We start from the raw sequence: 20,549 nt of genomic DNA on the forward strand, positions 1-20,549 counted from the left end.
CAAGAGTCCCGAGAGTTTGTCCTAATTCTCGGGGCTTTGCTTTATAAACGAAGGTGGTCCAGATAAATGATAAATAACGATCGATTAATCCGATTGCGATATGCGCTTGATTTAAAGAATGACGAAATGGTCGAGATCTTTGAACTAGGCGGCATGAAGGTAACAAAAGAAGAAGTAGGCGAAATGCTTACTAAGCCAAATGACAGTTACAGCGAGGACCTAGAGGAAGCGGAAGAGACGGTCGATGATGAAACGGTAGAGCGCTTCTTAAATGGATTGATTATTCATAAAAGAGGTAAGCAAGAGCCGAAGCCAGGACAGCCTGAGCGCCCAGCATTGTCTCGCGATGAGTGGATTAATAATGTCCTGTTGAAGAAGTTGAGGATTGCTCTTAAGTTGACGAGTGAGGATATGCTTGAGGTTTTCGATCAGGCGGGAGTTCATGTGACGAAAGGTCAGTTGAGTGCTTTGCTTAGGAAGAAGGGGCATAAGCATTATAAGGATTGTGGGGATAAGTTTGCGAGGAGTTTTTTGAAGGGGTTGACTGTGAGGTATAGGGGTAAAAGCATTTGATGTTGAGAAGCAGAAACTCTTTGAGGGTTTCTGTTTTTTTGTAGAGAGTGTTGAGTAGGCTTCTATAATATAACTCGATGTAAATTGATGGTAAAATGAAACTGATTAAAACTTATTACAATATAAGGGTTTCTTAAATACAGAATGAAAAAAGATTAATAATCTTAGAAGAGTAAGTATATAGAAGCCTTGAGATAAACGCACTTAAATATCCAGTTAGAGGGGACGGATCATACATATGATTATCTATAATGAAACGTCATCAAGTTTTGTTAACCATATAAAAGAGAATAAAATTGGATACGTCTTAAAGGAAAACGTCTTAAACAAAATGAATAAAGTGGTGTCATCTAGTGAAATTAGATCCTGGGAAAATTCCTTGCCCCAAATGGCTAAAGTGATAAGAGATTCAGGTGTGGATAAAGATGCCCATATCTTATTAGAGTATAAGCTTCCGTCTACAGAGAAGAGAATTGACTTCATCATAGCAGGCCGTGATAAGGAGAATAAAAAGAACGCTATGATTATTGAGTTAAAACAATGGCAAAAGGCTAATCTCGCAGATGGTAATGGTATTGTCACAACATTTCTAGGAGGGCGTGATCGAGAAACGGTTCATCCCTCTTATCAAGCATCTTCTTACAAAAAGTTTTTACTTAATTTTAATGAATCACTCTACACAGATGATTCAATCCAGTTGTCTTCTTGCGCGTACTTACATAATTATATCCAAAATCCAGACAAAGAACCTTTGTTGGACCCGCGCTATAAAGGATATTTAGATGAATCTCCTTTGTTTTTTCAATTTAGTGACCGTGACCTAGCGAAGAGGATTAATCATACTGTTTCTGAAGGTGGGGGAGGCGAGATAGCTGAGGCCATCGAACATGGAAAAATAAAACCTTCTAAGAAACTAGTAGAAACAGTAGAATCCTTAATAGATGGTAATGAGGAGTTTGTGTTGTTAGACGAACAAAAGGTCGCTTTTGAGAAAGTGTTAAGTATATATAATCGAATCAGCCCAGAAACGGATCAAAAGCATTCGATCCTTATTAAAGGTGGACCCGGAACTGGTAAGTCTGTTATAGGATTGAACCTTATGAGTCAGTTATTAAAGCAAAACGCATATGCCGAGTATATTACTCCCAATCAGGCATTCAGAGAAATCCTCCGTAAAAAACTAATTGGTTCAACTAGTCATGTAGAAGTGCGAGATTTATTCAAAGGCTCGGCTTCTTACGTTCATACACCGGTAGATTATTTTGATGTGTTAATTTGCGATGAGGCTCACCGTTTAAAAGAACAAGGCCATATGAAGAAAAAGATTGAAGGGGAGAATCAGGCTACCCAAATTATTCGGTCTTCTAAAGTGAGTGTCTTTTTTGTAGATGACGAGCAAGTTATCTCTAAAAAGGATATTGGAAGTGAAAAGGTCATCAGAGAAGAAGCCGCTAAACAAGGAGCTACCATGCATACCGTTGAACTAGATTCACAGTATCGGTGTTCAGGTTCAGGTAATTTCATTGAATGGCTGAATAGTGTATTAGGTTATACCGATGAAGAGGTTGAGCTAGAAGGTGATTTTGACTTTAAAGTGGTTTCGAATCCCCATGAACTTACAGAAGAGATCGTCAATAAACGTTCAGGAAGGTTATTGGCAGGATATGCTTGGGATTGGGACAAGAACTCAAAAGGGGGAGAACTTCCGCTTGATGTAACAATACCAAAACACAACTTTGCTCTTCCTTGGAACGACCCAAATCGAATCGATTGGGCAATTCACCCTGACTGTTCGGAGCAGGTTGGGTGTATTCATACAGTCCAGGGATTAGAGATGGATTATGTAGGTGTCATTATTGGAAAGGACCTAGGATATGACACAGAAACGGACTCCCTTATTGTGCGAAGGGAAGAATTTAAAGATAAAGGCGCTAGACCTCGGAAGCCTAAAAAAGGAGAAGAGGATCCCTTGTTTGATTTGGTGCGGAATACGTATAAGACGCTTATGACTCGGGGCATGAAAGGGTGTTATGTTTATTGTTGTGATGAAGAATTGGGGGGATATCTTAAGAAAAAGTCTTGAGTGAACATTAGACACAAATTACATCAATGAAAAAGAAGCAGCTTTTTTTAAGTAGTTCAGTTCTGAGGTAGAAAAACGAAAATAACAGGTTAATTTTAAGGCGAATTCGCATATGAATTCGCCTTTTAGTATATACTGATATTATAAGCTTTCTTACGTTTCAACACACAAATTAGCATTAGTTTTAACACTTGTTTTAGCAAGTGGACAATAGCTGTTGGTCAATGTTTAAAAGCGTGCTAAAAACAATGTTAGTTTGTATGTTATTTAGACCACCATTTTCAATAGAAGGAGTCGAATTGGAGTATGAAGTTCATTGAACCCAAAAATAAGAATTCTACTAAAGTGGATTGGGACATCTCAGTACGTATTAGAGCAATTGTGAAATACTACGCGGAATACACCGAATACAGTGAAAGTGAAGTTGTCGATATGTTCTTGGTGAACATTTTAAATGATGAACAATTCTTAGAATGGATCGCTTCTAAGCGAAATAATAAGCGGATTTTAAAGCAATTGGAAATCGAAGAAAAAGACTTGGAGGATTTGCATATTGGCTAAATTAAAGCGACTTGCAACAAGTGAGGACACAATTGTTGAGGTAGCAGTTCCTGTTTCGAATGAGGAAATAAAAGATCGCCAAAAGCAATACGATTTATTAAAACCTAAGAAGTTTGCAACTAGATACAATGACATGCTTTATAAACCTGTATCTTTTAATTGGAATGGTCTAAACCATACCATTCAATATAACCACTGTAACGAACCTTTTTGTAAGTGGCTTGGAGAAGATCAACACAAATACGAAACTGTTAAAGGCAAACCAAGTAGATACCGACTTTTTGGAAGTTCAAAAAGTAGAAGCAAAACCATTCGTTGCAACCCCGACCCAATAAATCCCACTAAAGGACTGCCAACGCTTGATTGTAGTACCGTCCCCCTATCAAACTGGGCTATTGCAGAAGAAATTAGGCGGATAGTAACGATGGAAACTGTGCAAGACATTGACCCTGATTATAACTTTCATAAGGATGGGTGTCCTAACACTGGCTCTTCTCCCTTCGAATTTAAAAAGTTGTTTTATAAGCAAGGGAAAAGCTCCGCTGGTTCTCAAAGATGGCAATGTAAGACCTGCAAGAAAATCACCAATGTTCTGCCAACCAGAAAACAATCAACAACCTACAATCAAAAAAGAAATGATATCCTTCCTATGTTTGCTAAACTGCTTGTCAATAAAGTCCCTATTAATCGCGCTTGCGATATTCTGGAGATCGGTTCAGGAACGTATTATGGCAAGTTAGAATGGCTATATCGTAGGTGTTTAGAGTTTCTTGAACGCCACGAAAAACCAGCTTTTGAAGTAAATGAATTTAAAGAGATTTGGCTCAATACTGACAAAATGCACTACTACCTCAACAATGTTCGGAAGAAAGGGCAAGGTTCAGCGAAATATAGAGGATTAGAAGATCTGTTGCTGCCCACTTATATTGTTGTGACAGGCGATGTTCATTCTCGTTATATAATCCGTTCAGATATTGCCTACGATTGGGAGAAATCATTTGATGAATTAAACGTTGATACCCGAAAATTCAAAGAGGATCACCTCAATGATTTCTGTAAGAAGAATGCTCGATTAGACTTCCAACACTATCCTCAAGAACCCTCTAAAAACGATACGGAATCGAAGTTTGATTTCGATAAAAAACTGCGTGAAATTAAGCAAAGACAACAGTATGTAAATGGATTGCACGTTAATTCAACCTACACAACCGTCGCACATTACTGGCTCATTAAACAGCTTGTGAAAGCTTCTCAGTGGCGCATGGTAAGTGATAAGGATAACTCTATAATGACCGCTTTCTACCGTGTATTTGCAAAGGAAATCAAGCGTTCTGATGCTCACCATTTCTTGTTTTTAACCGATAGAAACAAATCTAAGAAAGAGGCGTTGAGGGAGTTTGAAAATGCCAAAGAAGATTTATTAGATTGGGGAGCCCACAGAGGATACGACACAAAAAATATTATGAATTTGGCAAAGCATAAGTTAACCGAACACTTCAAAACGCACTCATTTCACGAAACTACGACGACAGCATCAGGATATTCTTATAGGGAGTGGGCTAACTCGCCTATTGAACATCCGATAGCATCTAAAGACAAAGGGTTTAATGAGGTGGACTGTACTACGGACTTATCTGCATACGAGCCAAAGGAAATTGCAGAGCTGCTGCTAAACGTAAATGACAATGCGATTAGTTCTTTTTTACAACAAATTCGTCGACGTTTAAGTATCTTAGAAAGACCTATTGTGACTGCTCGAAAGGATGGAAAGAGTTATATCTATTCAAATTTCAATCCGAAGTACGCACAAATGGCAATTACGATTATAAGAACGCATTACAACTTCTGCTTGAGTTTTAACACAAAAGAAAATGGAGGAATTGTAACTGCAACTCCCGCCCAGAGACTAGGAATTACTGATAAAGCGTTCGATTGGAACGACATTATCTATTTAAGATAAACCAAGTGTGTTGAGCTTGGTTTTTTTTATCCAAATACATGGAGGGTTTTGGGATTTAATGTTAAAATGAATGTAGAGTTTGTGAAGAAATGTACTTAAACTACCATGAAAATTAACTTACCCAAAATCAGTAAAAAGGCAAAACTAAAGAAGACGCAGCACATTGTTTTTTAAAAAGGGAGTGCGCTTAAGTTCGAATATCTATTAAAGTTGACTGAATCAGTTTATTATGCTTCTGGTTCTACAATTGAAACAGTGTAACCGAGACTTTCTAGTCTTCGTAGTGAATGCCGAATAATAGATTGTTGTTTTTGCTTATCAAAATAATCTTCTCCTAAATCTACATACATTTCTTTACGGGTTAATAGATAGTAAGAGATACGCAATATTGCATGAGCGACTACAATTCCTGCTCGTTTTTTACCTTTTCGTGAAGCAGTACGACGATAAAGTGCGCCAAGATAGTTCTTTGATCCTCGGACAGAATGAGCTGCTTCAATTAATGCTGATTTTAAGTATTTGTTTCCATTCTTAGTTTTAGAGGATTTTCTTTTTCCTGCACTTTCGTTATTTCCAGGTACTAATCCTGCCCAAGAACACATTTGGGATGCACTTGGAAATTGATTCTTTACATCTGTTCCGAGTTCAGCAAGCATTTGTTCAGCCATTCTTGTTGCGATACCTGGAATTGAATCTAAACGCTCTACATCTTCATGATAGATACTCACCCTAGCTGATACCTCTTGATCTAACATATTAATTTGTTCGGTCAGGAAATCAATATGATTTAAAATAGTCTTTATCATGAGACGTTGATGATCACTAATATAACCTTTAAGCGCAAGCTTAAGTTCGTCTTTTTTCTTTTTCATTGTTCGTCTTGCAAAGTTAGCTAGTGTTTCTGGGTCGTCTTCGCCTTCGGCGATTGCACGAAGCATATCACGAGCTGATACGCCCATAACATCGGAAACAACAGAACCAAGTTTGATATTAGCTCCTTCTAAAACTTTTTGAATCCGATTATGTTGTCTAGCACGCTCTTCAATGATGCTTCGACGATAACGAACAAGTTCACGCAACTCTCGTTGAATTCGGTCTGGAATGAAACTAGCTCTGAGTAAGCCGTGGCTTAATAGTTTAGCAATCCATTCAGCATCTTTTACATCTGTTTTACGTCCAGGGACAGACTTAATATGTTGGGCATTCACAACTAGAAACTCAATATCTTCTGCTTCTAGTAAATTGACAATAGGTTTCCAGTAGACACTTGTACTTTCCATTGCCACGTGGGTACACCTATGTTCCTTGATCCAGTCAATCATTTGAATCAAGAATACCGTTTTAGTTGAAAATGTTCTAATCTCCTTTCCTTCTGGAGTGATGATACATGCAGTAATGTTGTCTTTGTGGACATCCATACCACAGGCTCTTTCAATGATGACATCCATTGAAACCATCCTTTCTACGGCAAAAAATTATTGGAGGCTGGTGCAACAACCAGAAAAAGGATTAATCTACCATGAGTGCTTCCCGTAAGGGAGCGACAGTCTGTGATGCACCGTGGTCGAAGGAGTCAGACTAACGGAAGGGCTCTAACGCACCAAAGTTTATCGACCTTCCTCATCCAGCCGTAGAATCAGTATATCCAGATCATATCCATTTTCATTCTCTGTGGTGTAGCGCTGGTCTTGCGCTACATGAATGACTAACGGGGCAGTTTAGTGAAAGAAGAGTTGTTCTTTTACTTACGGTATAATGGTTTTATTATTTATTAAAATGATGAGGTCAATGAGTGAGATAACCTTTGAAAGTGATATTTTCTATTCCCAATTAGCTGTATTTCAGTATGGTTTAGAAACCCCCTTTAATGACTGGAATGACATTCATATAAATCAAGGTTTTGCTTGGAGAAAAGGTTCTGTATCTTTTGGTACTCTTTCCGATGATGAAGAGGGCAAAATTACTGTAAGAGTTACGGAAAAAAAAGAAGTGGATACTGATGTTATTAGGGCAATAGTTGTACCTTTTCAAATCGGTGATAAAGGAATTGAAATTGGTTCTGTCATGGAAACAACAGCTATCGATATCGAAGAAGGGATGTACGAGTTACTTTTTACCGTAAAGCGATTAGAAAATGGTTTAGGTCATTATTCATTCAATTTCATAAAAAATAATAATCCAAAGGCAAATATTATCAAAGCAGATGAAGAACCAAACCCACCATCAGCGTTATTGATGAAAGCTGAACCAGCAATATAAAGAGAAAGTCTAATTAAACAAACGGGTGCGATAGTGAAATAGGAGTTGTCGATGCGGCAGCTCCTATTGTGTTAAAGAGGCAGTAATGTTTAACAAGAATTAAGGTTTGGTATGGGTAATCTAAATGAACGAAATTGTGGAGGGATCTTGTTGGCTATATATGATGTTGTTGCATTAGGTTCAATACTATTAGTTATATACATAGTTATTGATGTGATTAAAAATAGAACAAAAAATCTATTAAGAAGAATTATTTTTTATAGTTTCATTTTTTATCTTTTGAATGTCATTCAATTAACAACGGGTGGAATTGTGCTTCCCCCTCAAAAAGATGTTGATCCAAGAATACAGGTCGTTCCACTCCATTTTGTTGGTGACTTGTACGGCATGTATCATAACAATGGTCTGGATTGGTTTTTTTGGAACTCTGTTAAATTAAGTGTTTATAATTTGATTATGTTAATGCCATTAGGAATTTATTTATCTGTTTTATTTAGATTAAAACGTTTTTCAAAATCCTTTTTTGTTGTTCTTATGGTAAGTCTGACTATTGAAATTTCCCAGCTAATATTTGGGTTTTTAGGGTTTATTAGAGGAAGAACATTTAATGTAGATGATTTAATTTTAAATACTTTGGGTGGTCTTTTAGGATTTGTAGTTGTTGAACTAATTAAAAGAATTATCATATTTGCAAAAAATAAAAAAGATCAAGGTGTTGGGGCTTGATTTGTTAAGCGATTTACTTCAACTAACGGGTGCGATTGTTCAATAATGGATGATCGCTTTTTACTAATAGGGCAGTTTAGTGGAAGAACGATTTTTTGAATATAGAGATGTATGTTACGACTTTTCCAGAGGAGGAATTCAAATGTCTTACTTATTCATGACGGCTATCATTACCGTTAGTTTAATAGGCATTTCTTTGATATTACAAAAGAATGACTCCAAATTCTACTATGTCTTTTCACCACTATTCATGTTGGTAAGTATTGTTTTATTACTGATCAGTTTCCTTGTGGGAGGTTGGGAAGGAATAGGGATAGGGGCTATAAGCTTTTCGATTTTGATTGCCTCCGTCATCTCTTCTATCGTTATGTGGACCTCAGCTTTATTGAAAAGAATTAAGTAACCGCTTAAAAAAGCGGTCCAGTCAGGGCACTTTAACAACGTTCCCTATTAAGCTAACGGGTGCTTTAGTTGAAAAACAAGTCAATAAAACATTAAAAACGCAGAGGGACATATACCTCTGCGTTTTCTTGTGCGATTTTGCTGTCCAAAGTTATGCGATTTACCTTGTTATTTCGCTTGTGAATTGGTGTTTTCTACTTCACAACTGAACTACTTAAGCTTTTTTGCTGCTTCTTTTTTCATTGTATAGCTCTACTGTTATTGGTGTCGAACCAAAGACAGTGGAGGTCGAAAGGATTGCTAGGAATGGGCAAGATAATTATATGAAAACTTTAAGACCTCATGAAGATGTTTCAATAAATGAAATCGCAAACCGAGCAAAAGTTAATTTGCGAACAGTCAGAAAATATGCAGATGAAGAACATGAGTAGATTTAGATATCCGCGTTTTTTTTCGGATGTTTTCTTTATTAGTTTCTATTGCTTCCTCGCTACTGGTCCCTTTAAAGTCTTCAAGTAGTTCAGCTACTTCAATAGAATTAACAAAGTTTTAGGATAGTGATATGGTCTCTAATTACGCTCGACTTGGAATGTATTTATTTTATTAATTAACTGTGGAATATCGCTCAAGCTTATCTTATTCTTTCTAAATGTAGTAGGTGTCTTCTTAATATAGGGTCTGTAGCATAAATATATAAACCGTGAATTCCTCTTTTCATTAAAACGTTAATGGAATTGAGAATGATTTCTTCCTTAATTTCTCGGTTCTTCTCTGTTGATAAGTCAGATCGTGAAGCGAATGCCCCTTTATCCTTATATTTTGAGGGATCAATAACTAGTTTTTCTTCATCTTCATTATAGCTAATGGATGGACCTAGAACTACTCCAACGTAGTTAAGGTCAAAGCCTTGAACAGTATAAATAGAGCCTACTTCTCTAATTGATTCCGGATTCTCAGCCCATGCCACATTATTCATAGTGTTATTCCAAGGCATGTTAATCCCTTCTTTATCGACAAAATACAATTCTTTGTCTTTCTTATGTAAGTAGTCAAAGGTTGAAACAATACGAGATAGTCCAATGTCAGTATTCTTAATTTCTATAGCTTTTTTAAACGACTCAGCATCTTTAAAAATCTTTAGCTCAAATGAGGAGTCTTTTTCTACAGGGAGAGGAAGAACGTCCTTGGCGACAAAGTGATCAATCCAATTTATTGTTTCAGGATTGGCATTCATTCTCATTTGGTCTGTTAACTTTATGGTTTTGGCGGAATAGTTTTTGGTAATTTCCTTAAGCAAACTGTCGTTCCAATAGCTTTTAATTTTTAATACTTGCTTAGGATCAAAGATAACAATAGTAATCTTGCTAAGTTTAATAATTTCATCTAATTGATTCTTAGAGTAGAAATTGTTATAGCTATCTTCCTTTGTTAATAGTAGATGAGCCTCATCAATGAGAACAATATCAGCTGAATCTCCTGCCTTCTTTTTCTCATTAATGAATGATGTTGGTTTCATTAGATTTTTTTTCTTAATATTCGGCAAACTGTTAGCGATATTTTTATAGGTCTTTAGCATCTCGCCATTATTTACTAGCATGTAATTATCGGTTCCTTGTAGAAGAGAGCTACTATCTTTAGATAAATCTTGAATAGTATTAAACAAAGAACTTAAGAGGACACTTTTACCTGTCCCAGCATCTCCTTCAACTGTAATCACATGGTTTTCTTTTAAATTAATATGTTCCTTACAGAAATTAAGAATTTCATCTTTAATATCTAGCTGCAGAGGTGACAATTCCTTGTAAGGTGATAGTTTGTAAATATCTTTGTTCCTAAGATTTTCAAGGGTATCATTCACAATTTTATCTTCCCGAAGCTTCTCCCAAATTTCTTGAAAAAGCTCTTCATTATAGAATGATTTCTGAAAGTAATTGTGCGTTTCCCTTGAGCTGGTCTGACTTACATTTTGCAATTGAAAGTGGTTATCGGCAATAAAAAAATTAATTAAGTTCGACTCGATGTTATACGTAGCAGACTGATTAAACTTCATGTGTCCAATTAAAATAGACCGGTTCAAGTTCTTTCGCCTTTTATCCTCTAAATGATTCTTTAACCTTCTTGTAGCCTGAACGGTTTGTCCGATATAAGCTGATGGTCTTTTTTTCTCGTTATAAAGAATATAGACGATAGGATAATTATTTAGATGAACCTGCTTAACGGTATGCTCATAATCCCATGTAAAATCTCTGTTTTCAAATACTAATTCACTCATATTTTTGGCCTCATTTTTCTTTTTAGATAATAGGCTTTAATAAAAGAAGTACTTTTTCACTTGAACAGGAAGGTTTCCATGCTTCTTTTTTAGATGAAATTATTGTTGGAAAGAGCAATAGACACGCTTCGGCGCTACAGTGGACTTCTACAAAATTTTTAAACTTCAAAAGAATTTACTACTTCAAGAAATTTATCTTTCTCTTCTTCCCATCTATTTTCCGAAATTGATGTATTAAAGTCATGTGTTATTTTATCTCTGAGCTGATTTAACATCACTTTACTGGTTAAATTAGATCCTTTAACATTTTTATCAATAACACCTTCAATCCCCTGATGGAAGTTAGGAAGAAGATAAATGGAGAAATCATTCTGGTTTATCCAAGCTGCTCCCATTTCATTTAGACAATAAACGCTATTATAATAGTTATCTGACAACATATAAAATACGTTGAAATTTTCAACTATACTGTCTTTTAAGTATTCAAAAATATCTTTTCCTGCAGGTATGCCAAATCGTTCGGAGCTTGAGTATAATATATTTTCTTCAGGCACACCTAAAACTTCTAGCAGGTTCACGAAGGCGGTACAAATCCTTTCATCTTTACTAGAGTGACTTATAAATATGCGGTTACCTAAAATTGTTTCTTTTGGGTGAGTAGTATTATTCACATCAAAATTTTCAATACCTAACTCATTTCTATTAGAAAGCTCTTTTAATGTATGAAAGTAATTAGTAATCTGAACTGCTGCTTCAAAGTGGCTATCGTAATTATTAACAAATTCATTATTCTCAATTTTTTGAAGATTTGATGTATACCAGTTTAATATTTTTTCTAAAAAAAACATCGTACCTTCATAATCCTTACTCTCTAAGCAAGTAATTAAATTATCAAAAGTTTTATTTATATAAGGATCATCAATGTAATCTTTAACTAATTTTTTATATGTTTGCGCATCAAACTTAAGACTTTTTAATGTATCCAATTATTCCACCTCTTTCATTTTGCTGTATTCCCTAAAACTTTAACATAAAATGTATTTTTTGGAGGGGGAATTCAATGTTTTTTATATTAAAGTTCTCCATATATAAATCTTGCATCCTGTTAACTGATGGGTTTAAGCCAGGGGACAAGGTACCTGTTCCCTTGCCCTGAATTAATTTCCGTAATATACTACTTTTGTTAATATAAGGTTGGGTAATTAGATTAAAACTTGAGGAGGAGATAGCGATGAAATGGAAAACGTGGTTGATGGCACTCGTGTTCATGTTAGCTGTAGTCACTCCTATTCATGCAGAGACATTCGGTTCTGAAACGGATGTACCGGTGGATAAGGATTGGACAGTAGAGTTCAATACATCCATTGATGGGGATCAGTTGGATGATGTTTATGTTCAAAAAGGAGACAATGGACTTGTCCTAACACAAAACATCTATTTGTCTGATGAACATACTCTAAAAATTGAAGCTCCTGATAATGGTTACGATACTGGTGCTGAGTACACCTTACATATTAGTGGGGTTCATTCTTCGCAAGGGCTAGAAATGAATGGGGAAACGACTTTTAACTTCACTATTAATGAAAAACAAACGGCTACTGTAACTCGCGTGATTGATGGTGATACGATTGAGGTTGCCTATAATGGTAAAACAGAAGAGGTTAGGCTACTGTTAGTAGATACACCAGAAACGAAACATCCATCCTTGCCAGTGCAACCTTATGGCCCGGAAGCGAGTGAATTTACTAAAGAAACTTTGAGTGGTAAAGAAGTTACACTTGAGTTTGATGGCCCAAAGAGAGACAAGTATAACCGTTTACTCGCCTATGTTTGGGTTGATGGTGCTAACTTTAACAAAATGCTTCTAGAAGAAGGGTTGGCTCGCTATGCTTATGTTTACGACCCACCATATACTTATTCTGAATCGTTCATAAAAGCTCAGACGAAAGCAGTGAACAAAAACCTGAATATATGGAGTATTGAAGGTTATGTAACAGAAGATGGCTTTAATTCAGATGTTGCAGAAGATCCGAATAACGATAAGGAGTATGAAGGTCCGTATGATCCATTTGGTGAAGATAAGAATTGCAGTGATTTTGATACTCACGAAGAAGCTCAGAGTTTCTTTGAGGCTGCAGGTGGGCCTGAAGAAGATCCACATGGTTTAGATAGAGATGGTAATGGTGTGGCATGTGAGAGTTTACCTTAAGGAGGCGCTGTCATAGGAATAGGTGTGTTTAGCGCTCGTGAAACAAAGTGTTTGGCCCTCAGTTCTGAGGGCCAAACACTTTTTTTATGTTACGCATATTTCATAGTTTGATAAAGCTACGACGGGCGCTTTTCCTTAATCCTTATACAGTAATACTTTATTACTATTAAACTAGTTTCTAATATCTGAATTGCCTCCCAGTCCAAAAATTCTATTTAACACATGGGAGGATTTGGTTATAATTAACTATAGTACAAAAGATAGAATTAACCCAGATTCACCACATAATTAAATACGGGGGAGAAAGTATTGAAAATTTTATATAGTGGTATTACTATTTTGACGATTGTAGCTGTGATGTTTGTCTTTCAGAATCATAAAACTACTAAAGCAAAAGAAGTTGTTGTCTATCAAGCGTCGTCACATAGCAGCAAACCTACTATTTCTTCAAGTCCTCTAACACCAAAACTAGAATCACAAGTACTCGTAAATGCCCCTCATATTCAACAATTACCAGAGTTACCAAGGGGATGTGAAATGACATCTCTCGCGATGTTGCTGCAATATGCAGATGTTGATGTAGATAAAATGAAGCTAGCTGAAGAGATCCCGAAGGTACCTTATTTAGCAAATGGGTTATACGGGAATCCGAATGACGGGTTTGTGGGTGATATGTATGATTACTCAAATCCTGGTCTTTCTGTCTTTGCGGAGCCTGTTGTGAGTTTGGCTGAAACGTATTTGCCAGGTGAGATTCACAATCTAACGGGTGGCTCATTTTATCAAATTCAGATGGCGCTCGATAATCAGAAGCCAGTATGGGTCATTGTAGCGAGTACATTTGGAGACATTGATCCCGAACACTGGGAAACATGGATCACTAATGAAGGAGAGCTACGTATTACGAAGAAGATTCATTCTGTTCTCATTACGGGCTATGATGAAGACCACGTCTATATAAACGATCCACTTTATGAGGAAAAGGATCGTAAATTACCGTTATCAGATTTCGTAGCTGCTTGGGATACATTTGGTAGACAAGCTATTACATTAAACTAATCTCATCACTTATAGATGGGGGCACAGGAGTCTGTCTGTGACCTTTTATAGATTGGGAGCTCCAAAAGGTAAGAGAAGAACCTGTTCTATGACCTTTTCCTAGCAAAAAGCAATCAAAATGTCAGAGACCCACTTGCCCCTGCCACCCTTTATAAAAAATTGATCAAACGTTTGATCAAGACGACCCATCCTTTGATTGCAGACGCCGTGCCATTCCGTTATAGTCAAACTAAAGAATCACGAAACATTTCTTACTCTCATTCGTATAGTTAGGTATAGAGAAAAAGGAGGCGTTGGTTTGGACAACGAGACGAGTAATGTCAGAGGATTTCCCTCTGGAGGAAATAAAAAGATGAAAAAGTTTGGAGGATGGTTTGGGAAGATAGGGTTTGTTGTCATTGCCTTGTTGGTTCTCACTCTTTTGTCCTTAAACTGGATTACAGACTACATATGGATGGGGACAGTAGGGTACCAGGATTCCTATATGACGATTCTGACGAGCAAGTTTATGCTTGGGATTGTTGGCTTTATCCTCTTCGCGGTTTGTACCTACGTTACGTTTAGTTGGGTACGGAAATCTTATTTAAGACACTTTAATGAAGGGCAGTTACCAACGCTCGTTACGAGTAAGAAGTGGAGTCGATCATTGGTACTTCTTTTGGCCCTATTTATTGGACTGATCGGAAGTACAATTGTTCAAGGAGTAGGCTGGGAGCCGTGGCTTAAGTTCTTGAATTATGAGCCTTTCGGTGTAAGTGATCCACACTTTGATCGTGATGTATCCTTCTATATGTTCGTGCTGCCATTTATAGAGTTCGCTCTATCGACTGTTTTAGGTCTTGCGATTTTCTTCTTGTTTGTGGAAATTGGATTGTATTCTGTTTTCACGATGTATCGCACAAGTCGTACAGCGCAATTGCATCTTGGTACGACACTAGCGATTATTGGCGTGTTACTAGCAGCGCAACATGTACTTGAGCCGTTTTATTCACTACTTACCAATCAGGTCAATGTGGCGCAACAAAGTGTTGTGCATGGCTTGAGTTATACGGACGATGTGATTAATAACCCAGCTTCATATGTTCTGGCTGGTGCCGCTTTACTCGGTACAATCTGGGTGATCATTTCTTTATTCCGTGGCAATTGGAAGAGCATGATTCTGCCGATTATTCTTTATATTGTCGTGGGGATTGTGGCACAAGGTGCATCCATGATTGTACAAAATTTCGTTGTGTCGCCGAATGAATTTTCTAAAGAAAGCCCTTATTTGGAAGAGAACCTCTCTATGACAAGAACTGCCTATGAGCTTGAGGATATGACGGAGGCTCAGCATCCGGGAGCGGATACGCTTGATCGTGAGATGGTGGAACGAAACCAGGATACGATTAATAATGTACGCATTAACGATAGTCGACCAATCCTTGATGTGTACAATCAGCTACAAACGTTCCGTACGTATTATGAATTTAATGATATTGATATCGATCGTTACAACATTGATGGTGAATACCAACAAGTCTTCTTGGGAGCTCGTGAATTGAATACGTCAGACTTGCCATCGCAAGCGCAGACGTGGGTGAACCAGAACCTTCGTTATACGCACGGTTACGGGCTCGCAATGAGTAACGTTCATGAGATTACACCGCAAGGACAACCAGAATATATGGTTCAGAACTTGCCTCCTCAAGGAGAGCTGGAGATCACACGACCGCAAGTTTACTTCGGTGAGGAGCAGTATGACACGGTTGTTGTAAATAGTGGGGTCGACGAGTTTGATTATCCTTCTGGGGATGAGAACAAGTCGAACCGTTTTGAAGCGGATACCGGCATTCCGCTATCTGGCATTAACCGAGCACTTTTTGCCCTTGATGAAGGGTCGTTCCGATTATTTGTTTCGGATCAGGTAACGGGGGATAGCCAAATGCTTCAGACACGAAACATTATGGATCGTGTGGAGCGTATTGCTCCGTTCCTTTCGTATGACGAAGATCCATATATTTTCGTCAGAGATGATGGGACAATGGCCTGGATGATTGATGCATATGTAACAGAGAGTAATTATCCCTACTCTGAGGCCTATGAAGGAAGTAAAAACTATATCCGTAACTCGGTGAAAGTAACCGTAGATGCGTATACAGGAGAAACCACGTTTTATGTGGTAGACCCTGAAGAGCCATTGCTTGGGACGTACCGCAATATCTTCCCAGACCTGTTCACAGAAGAAGTGCCTGAAGATGTTCGCAGTCACTTCCGTTATCCGATCGATCTGTTCAAGGTCCAGTCGAATCTTTACCAGACCTATCATATGACGAATCTTGAAGTCTTCTATAATCGTGAGGACTACTGGGAGATTCCAACGGAAAAATACTTTAACGATGATGTAACGATGGAACCCTATTATGTGACGATGCGTCTGCCTGAAGCAGAGGAAGAAGAATTCGTCCTCATGACTCCATTCACTCCGCGTAATCGTCAAAATATGATTGCTTGGATGGGTGTTCGAAACGATGGGGATAACTACGGGGAGATGATGGTGTACGAATTCCCTAAACAGGAAAACGTCTACGGTCCGCAACAAATCGAGAACAGAATTAACCAGGACAGCGACATTTCTCAGCAGTTGAACCTGTGGTCTCAAGGTGGATCTGAGGTCATCCGCGGGAACTTACTTGTCCTGCCGATTGAGGATACGATCCTTTACGCGGAACCAATCTATATAAAATCGTCTAATGAAACATCTTTACCAGAAGTCAAACAGGTCATCGTTGCCTATCAGAACCAGATTGTGATGGAGCCGACCTTTGACCGTGCTTTAGAAGTCTTGCTATCCCGCATTGATCCTGATGGCGAAGCGCCAGATGGAGAAGGAGAGCAAGGCGAGACACCTGATACAGGAGAGATGCTTGAATCAAGTCAAGTACTTCAAGAAGTATCCGATCTATTTGATCAGTATCAGGAACAAACGTCAGAAGGCAACTATCAAGAAGCCGGACGTATTATGGAGGAGATTCAGTCCTTGTTGGAAGAAGCTCAACAAGAACAACAACCTTCCCAGCCGGAACTTGATGGGGAAGAGGAGTCTGAGGATTCCTCTTCTGATACAGAAGGATAAATGATAATCTGCCCGCCCTTAATTGTGGCGGGCATTTTTATTTGTGGGAAGTGGGGACAGGTACCTTGTCCCACTTTTTGGATAGGGGGAGTATAGGTGATTGGATCTGTGACGTTATGAGGTGGATGAAATGAAAAAAGATCACTGATTCAATAGATCAGTGATCTTTTAATAGGTTTTTGTAATCAATCAAAAGGTAGTAGATCCTACATAGGGACAAGGAACCTGTCCCCCTGGCCCACTAAATGCTCCACAAATCTTCCGTGCCCCATTCATAAGGAGTCTCCTGATAAACGCAGTAATTCAGCCAATTCGAAAACAGCAGATAGGCTTGTGATCGCCACCGATTGAGAGGTTTCTGGTCAGGATCATCATCTGGATAGTAGCCGGATGGAACTTTGACATCGAGCCCTTTCGCGACATCCCGCTCATATTCTTCTGCGAGCGTCGTTGATTCATACTCAATATGACCTGTAATCATCACATGCTTCTCATCGTTAGACATCATCAATAGTGCGCCAGCTTCCTTTGATGAGGCGAGTAACGTTAATCGGTCGTTCGCTAGAATCTCTTCTTCTGATACATCAGTGTAGCGTGAATGAGGAGCAAGGAACGCGTCATCCATTCCTCGGACTAGTTTGTTCGTTTCATTCATGATGCGGTGTTGAAAAACTCCGGAGATTTTCTCTGGTAGTTCATACTTATCAATCCCATAATGGTGATAGAGAGCAGCCTGTGCACCCCAACAAATGTGCAGAACAGATGTAACGTTTGTTTTCGTCCATTCCAAAATTTCCGTTAGCTCTTCCCAGTAAGCAACTTCTTCAAAAGGTAGCTGCTCGACAGGGGCACCCGTAATAATCATCCCATCATAATTTTTTTCTTTAATTTCATTATACGTTTTGTAGAACTGACTTAAGTGAGATTTGCTAATATTTTTCGATTCGTATGTAGATGTGTGGATGAATTCTACGTTGACTTGTAATGGTGAATTACTAAGTAAACGAAGCAATTGGCGTTCGGTTTTCTCTTTTTCTGGCATTAGGTTTAAGATGAGGATATTCAAAGGACGAATATCCTGTTTATTAGCGCGTGGATCCTCCATGAGGAAGATGTTTTCTTTCTCTAATATATCTTTAGCCGGTAGTTTCTCAGGTATATTAATAGGCATTCGCATTCACCCCTCTTTTAAACTTTTTCAATATTTTATCTATTATAACAAAATTTAATGTATTCACCATCCCGAAAAATTTTAAATTCATGAAGGAAAAGGGGGAATGGGTGAAGAGGGATTGATCAAACGTTTGATCAATAAAACAGAAAGCTCTATTAACATATCCAATAAAAAAACAAGGGTCTGAAACCCTTGTTCCTTATAAACTCTCACAAGCTAGCCCGTCTCCATCTGAGCCATCTAATCGATGGGGATCTCGTTCCGGACCTCCTGCAGCTTCAAAGAATGCCTGGGCTGTTTCATGAGAGTCGAAATCGCCACAGTCACGGTCAGGTCCATTTGGATCATACGGTAAACTAGTTGTTCCGTTTTGATCTCTAGTTGTTTCTTGTTGTTGCGTCTCTTCTTCGGCACTTTCTGTAACTAGAACTTCCTGGTGGAATCCATCATCTTGTACGTAATTGCCTTCTACGCTCCAAATGCCAAGGTCTTGAGATTTGGCCTGATTCTGTGCTTTCATGAACGTTTCGTAATGGGTATAGGGAGGATCGTACCTGTAGGCTAATCGGGCATATCCATTTTCGAGTAACGCTTTATTAAAGTTTTGTCCATCTACCCAAATATAAGCAAGAAGTCGGTCGTATTTATCACGTTTTGGACCGTCAAATTCGAGTCCAACTTTTGTTCCTGGTGTTAACATCTTCTTTGCATATGCCGATGCTTCTGGCCCGAATTCTTGAACAGGCTTTGATGGGTGTTTCACTTCAGGTGTATCTACCAGTAACAAGCGCACGTCTTCGGTTTTCCCGTTATACGTAACTTCAATTGTGTCGCCATCTACTACTCTTGAAACAGTCGCTTGTTCATATGGAGAGTCTTTACTTATTGATTGATTTGACTCATCTTCTTCCTTGCTCTTGTTGGCAGTGTTGTTATTTTCTGTTTCAACTGAGTTGTGCTTCTCTTTATTCTCTACCTCATCAGTCTTATTTTCACTAGTTTGAGGGTCATCTTTTTGTTCCTTTGTATCTTCCGCTGGCTTACTTTCTTCAACAGTCTCCGATTCGCTAGATACAGTAGTTTTCTCTTCCATTTCTTCAAGGGAAGGAGATGTAATACCAAACAGAATGAAGCTGGCTACTAAAATTGCCGGATAGATCTTTAACACTTTCTTGCGACTCGCCTTGTTGCGATTCCAGAAGATTGCGAGTTTAGGAGCTATTAAACCTGCAATCAATCCAAGGAATGACAGAAGCACGAGTATCATAAATACATTATTCAAAAAAAGTCCTCCAAACGTTTTTCAATCAGCGTTCATTATAAAACATATAGTAACTACAGATCAAAATTATTCCACATTATCAGTAAAGCAAAGAAAAAAGACTGCTACAGTAGCAGTCTTTTTATCGTTAGATTTGTTGCTCTTTCTTTGAAACGATCAGCAGGTAAAGGCCGACCAATAAGAAGGGTAAGATGCTGTTGACGATTAACTTTGTGTCCCCTTCAATACTCGTCATATCAATGAGCACCTTTGGCAGGAACAAGAGAAGAGGAATAATGATCGTTACCCACGACTTACTCCATACAGCGATTCCGATAAAGACCGAAATGGAAACAACGACCGCCGACGCGACTCCAAAGGTTCCTAACTGAAACGCAGGTGTTTCAATAAAACGATCTAAGTAATAAATACCGACAAATAATGCAGTAGGGACCATTCCAACAATGGATAGGATGAGCCATTGTTTGGTTGCAGATAATTTAGTGCTAGCTAAATATTTAAAAGCGGCGCCGATAAGAAAGAGATTGATTAGGAGACCCGATGGGTAACCGATGATCTCTAGTAATGAGTATTCTAAGTTACCTCGAATCGCGTCCTCCATCAGGATAAACGAAAAGCCCCCAAGTATAATAATAGGAATATACTTTAATACGCTTGTGAGATCAAGTGGCATTTCATCTGCTAACTGATTCATGTACTCTTTTGGAGACTGACCGATGATTTCATCCACGTCTTTTCCATTCTTCTCAGCTTCATGTAAATGATCTTCTAACTCTTCAACAATATCATTAATTTCTTGTTCGTTCTTACCGCTAGACAATAAGTACACCCTTAGATTCTTCAAAAATTCCTGACTTTCCCTAGATATCTGCATGTA

Annotated in this window: 16 protein-coding genes; 10 read left to right on the forward strand and 6 right to left on the reverse strand. The window is 38.1% G+C overall.

The window, feature by feature from the left end; all coding sequences use genetic code 11:
* The first annotated feature begins 66 nt into the window (after window positions 1-66).
* From IMZ31_RS02010 to IMZ31_RS02025, 4 genes are all read left to right on the forward strand, one after another.
* Entirely contained in the window at window positions 67-573 is a 507-nt protein-coding gene (locus IMZ31_RS02010) for a YehS family protein (RefSeq protein WP_207528990.1), read from the forward strand.
* Between the two features lie 238 nt (window positions 574-811).
* The gene (locus IMZ31_RS02015) at window positions 812-2,656 is read left to right on the forward strand and encodes a DUF2075 domain-containing protein (RefSeq protein ID WP_207528991.1); all 1,845 of its coding nucleotides are present in this window, start codon (window positions 812-814) and stop codon (window positions 2,654-2,656) included.
* Window positions 2,657-2,962: 306 nt separating this feature from the next.
* Window positions 2,963-3,217 carry a hypothetical protein gene (locus tag IMZ31_RS02020; protein WP_207528992.1) on the forward strand — a complete coding sequence of 85 codons (255 nt, stop codon included), beginning with the start codon at window positions 2,963-2,965 and terminating at the stop codon, window positions 3,215-3,217.
* Complete coding sequence (locus tag IMZ31_RS02025) at window positions 3,210-5,177, forward strand: insertion element protein (protein ID WP_207528993.1); 1,968 nt, start codon at window positions 3,210-3,212, stop codon at window positions 5,175-5,177. The genes IMZ31_RS02020 and IMZ31_RS02025 overlap by 8 nt, the downstream gene beginning before the upstream one ends.
* 227 nt (window positions 5,178-5,404) lie before the next feature.
* Here the strand turns inward: IMZ31_RS02025 and IMZ31_RS02030 are convergent, their stop codons facing one another.
* A complete protein-coding gene (locus IMZ31_RS02030) occupies window positions 5,405-6,625 on the reverse strand; it encodes an IS110 family RNA-guided transposase (protein WP_207528994.1) in 1,221 nt (406 codons plus the stop codon).
* A gap of 340 nt (window positions 6,626-6,965) precedes the next feature.
* Here IMZ31_RS02030 and comJ point away from each other — a divergent pair, with 340 nt between their 5' ends.
* The 3 genes from comJ to IMZ31_RS02045 all read left to right on the forward strand — a co-directional run bounded on the left by comJ (window position 6,966) and on the right by IMZ31_RS02045 (window position 8,565).
* Window positions 6,966-7,436 (forward strand): competence protein ComJ, encoded by a 471-nt coding sequence (comJ, locus tag IMZ31_RS02035; RefSeq protein ID WP_207528995.1) that lies wholly within the window; start codon window positions 6,966-6,968, stop codon window positions 7,434-7,436.
* A 150-nt stretch (window positions 7,437-7,586) separates the two neighbouring features.
* A complete protein-coding gene (locus tag IMZ31_RS02040; protein ID WP_242705620.1) occupies window positions 7,587-8,162 on the forward strand; it encodes a VanZ family protein in 576 nt (191 codons plus the stop codon).
* A 142-nt stretch (window positions 8,163-8,304) separates the two neighbouring features.
* A complete protein-coding gene (locus IMZ31_RS02045; protein ID WP_207528997.1) occupies window positions 8,305-8,565 on the forward strand; it encodes a YesK family protein in 261 nt (86 codons plus the stop codon).
* Between the two features lie 630 nt (window positions 8,566-9,195).
* On the opposite strand, the gene IMZ31_RS02050 is transcribed toward IMZ31_RS02045, so the two are convergent.
* Both IMZ31_RS02050 and IMZ31_RS02055 read right to left on the reverse strand, forming a co-directional pair.
* A complete protein-coding gene (locus IMZ31_RS02050; protein WP_207528998.1) occupies window positions 9,196-10,836 on the reverse strand; it encodes a DUF2075 domain-containing protein in 1,641 nt (546 codons plus the stop codon).
* 158 nt (window positions 10,837-10,994) lie between these two features.
* Window positions 10,995-11,822: a toll/interleukin-1 receptor domain-containing protein gene (locus IMZ31_RS02055; protein ID WP_207528999.1), complete on the reverse strand. Its 828-nt coding sequence runs from the start codon at window positions 11,820-11,822 to the stop codon at window positions 10,995-10,997.
* 245 nt (window positions 11,823-12,067) lie between these two features.
* Between IMZ31_RS02055 and IMZ31_RS02060 the strand changes: the two genes are divergently transcribed.
* The 3 genes from IMZ31_RS02060 (at window position 12,068) to IMZ31_RS02070 (ending at window position 17,216) form a co-directional block, all read left to right on the forward strand.
* Complete coding sequence (locus tag IMZ31_RS02060; protein ID WP_207529000.1) at window positions 12,068-13,045, forward strand: thermonuclease family protein; 978 nt, start codon at window positions 12,068-12,070, stop codon at window positions 13,043-13,045.
* Window positions 13,046-13,354: 309 nt separating this feature from the next.
* Entirely contained in the window at window positions 13,355-14,104 is a 750-nt protein-coding gene (locus tag IMZ31_RS02065; protein ID WP_207529001.1) for a C39 family peptidase, read from the forward strand.
* 352 nt (window positions 14,105-14,456) lie between these two features.
* Complete coding sequence (locus IMZ31_RS02070) at window positions 14,457-17,216, forward strand: UPF0182 family membrane protein (protein ID WP_207529002.1); 2,760 nt, start codon at window positions 14,457-14,459, stop codon at window positions 17,214-17,216.
* Between the two features lie 241 nt (window positions 17,217-17,457).
* Here the strand turns inward: IMZ31_RS02070 and metA are convergent, their stop codons facing one another.
* From metA to IMZ31_RS02085, 3 genes are all read right to left on the reverse strand, one after another.
* The gene (gene metA / locus IMZ31_RS02075) at window positions 17,458-18,387 is read right to left on the reverse strand and encodes a homoserine O-acetyltransferase MetA (protein WP_207529003.1); all 930 of its coding nucleotides are present in this window, start codon (window positions 18,385-18,387) and stop codon (window positions 17,458-17,460) included.
* A gap of 202 nt (window positions 18,388-18,589) precedes the next feature.
* Window positions 18,590-19,672, reverse strand: coding sequence for a thermonuclease family protein (locus IMZ31_RS02080; protein ID WP_242705621.1), 1,083 nt, complete (start codon window positions 19,670-19,672; stop codon window positions 18,590-18,592).
* Window positions 19,673-19,799: 127 nt separating this feature from the next.
* Window positions 19,800-20,546, reverse strand: a complete 747-nt coding sequence (locus tag IMZ31_RS02085) for an HAAS domain-containing protein (RefSeq protein ID WP_207529004.1) — start codon at window positions 20,544-20,546, stop codon at window positions 19,800-19,802.
* Window positions 20,547-20,549: the final 3 nt, after the last annotated feature.

It is taken from the genome of Pontibacillus sp. ALD_SL1 (assembly GCF_017355605.1).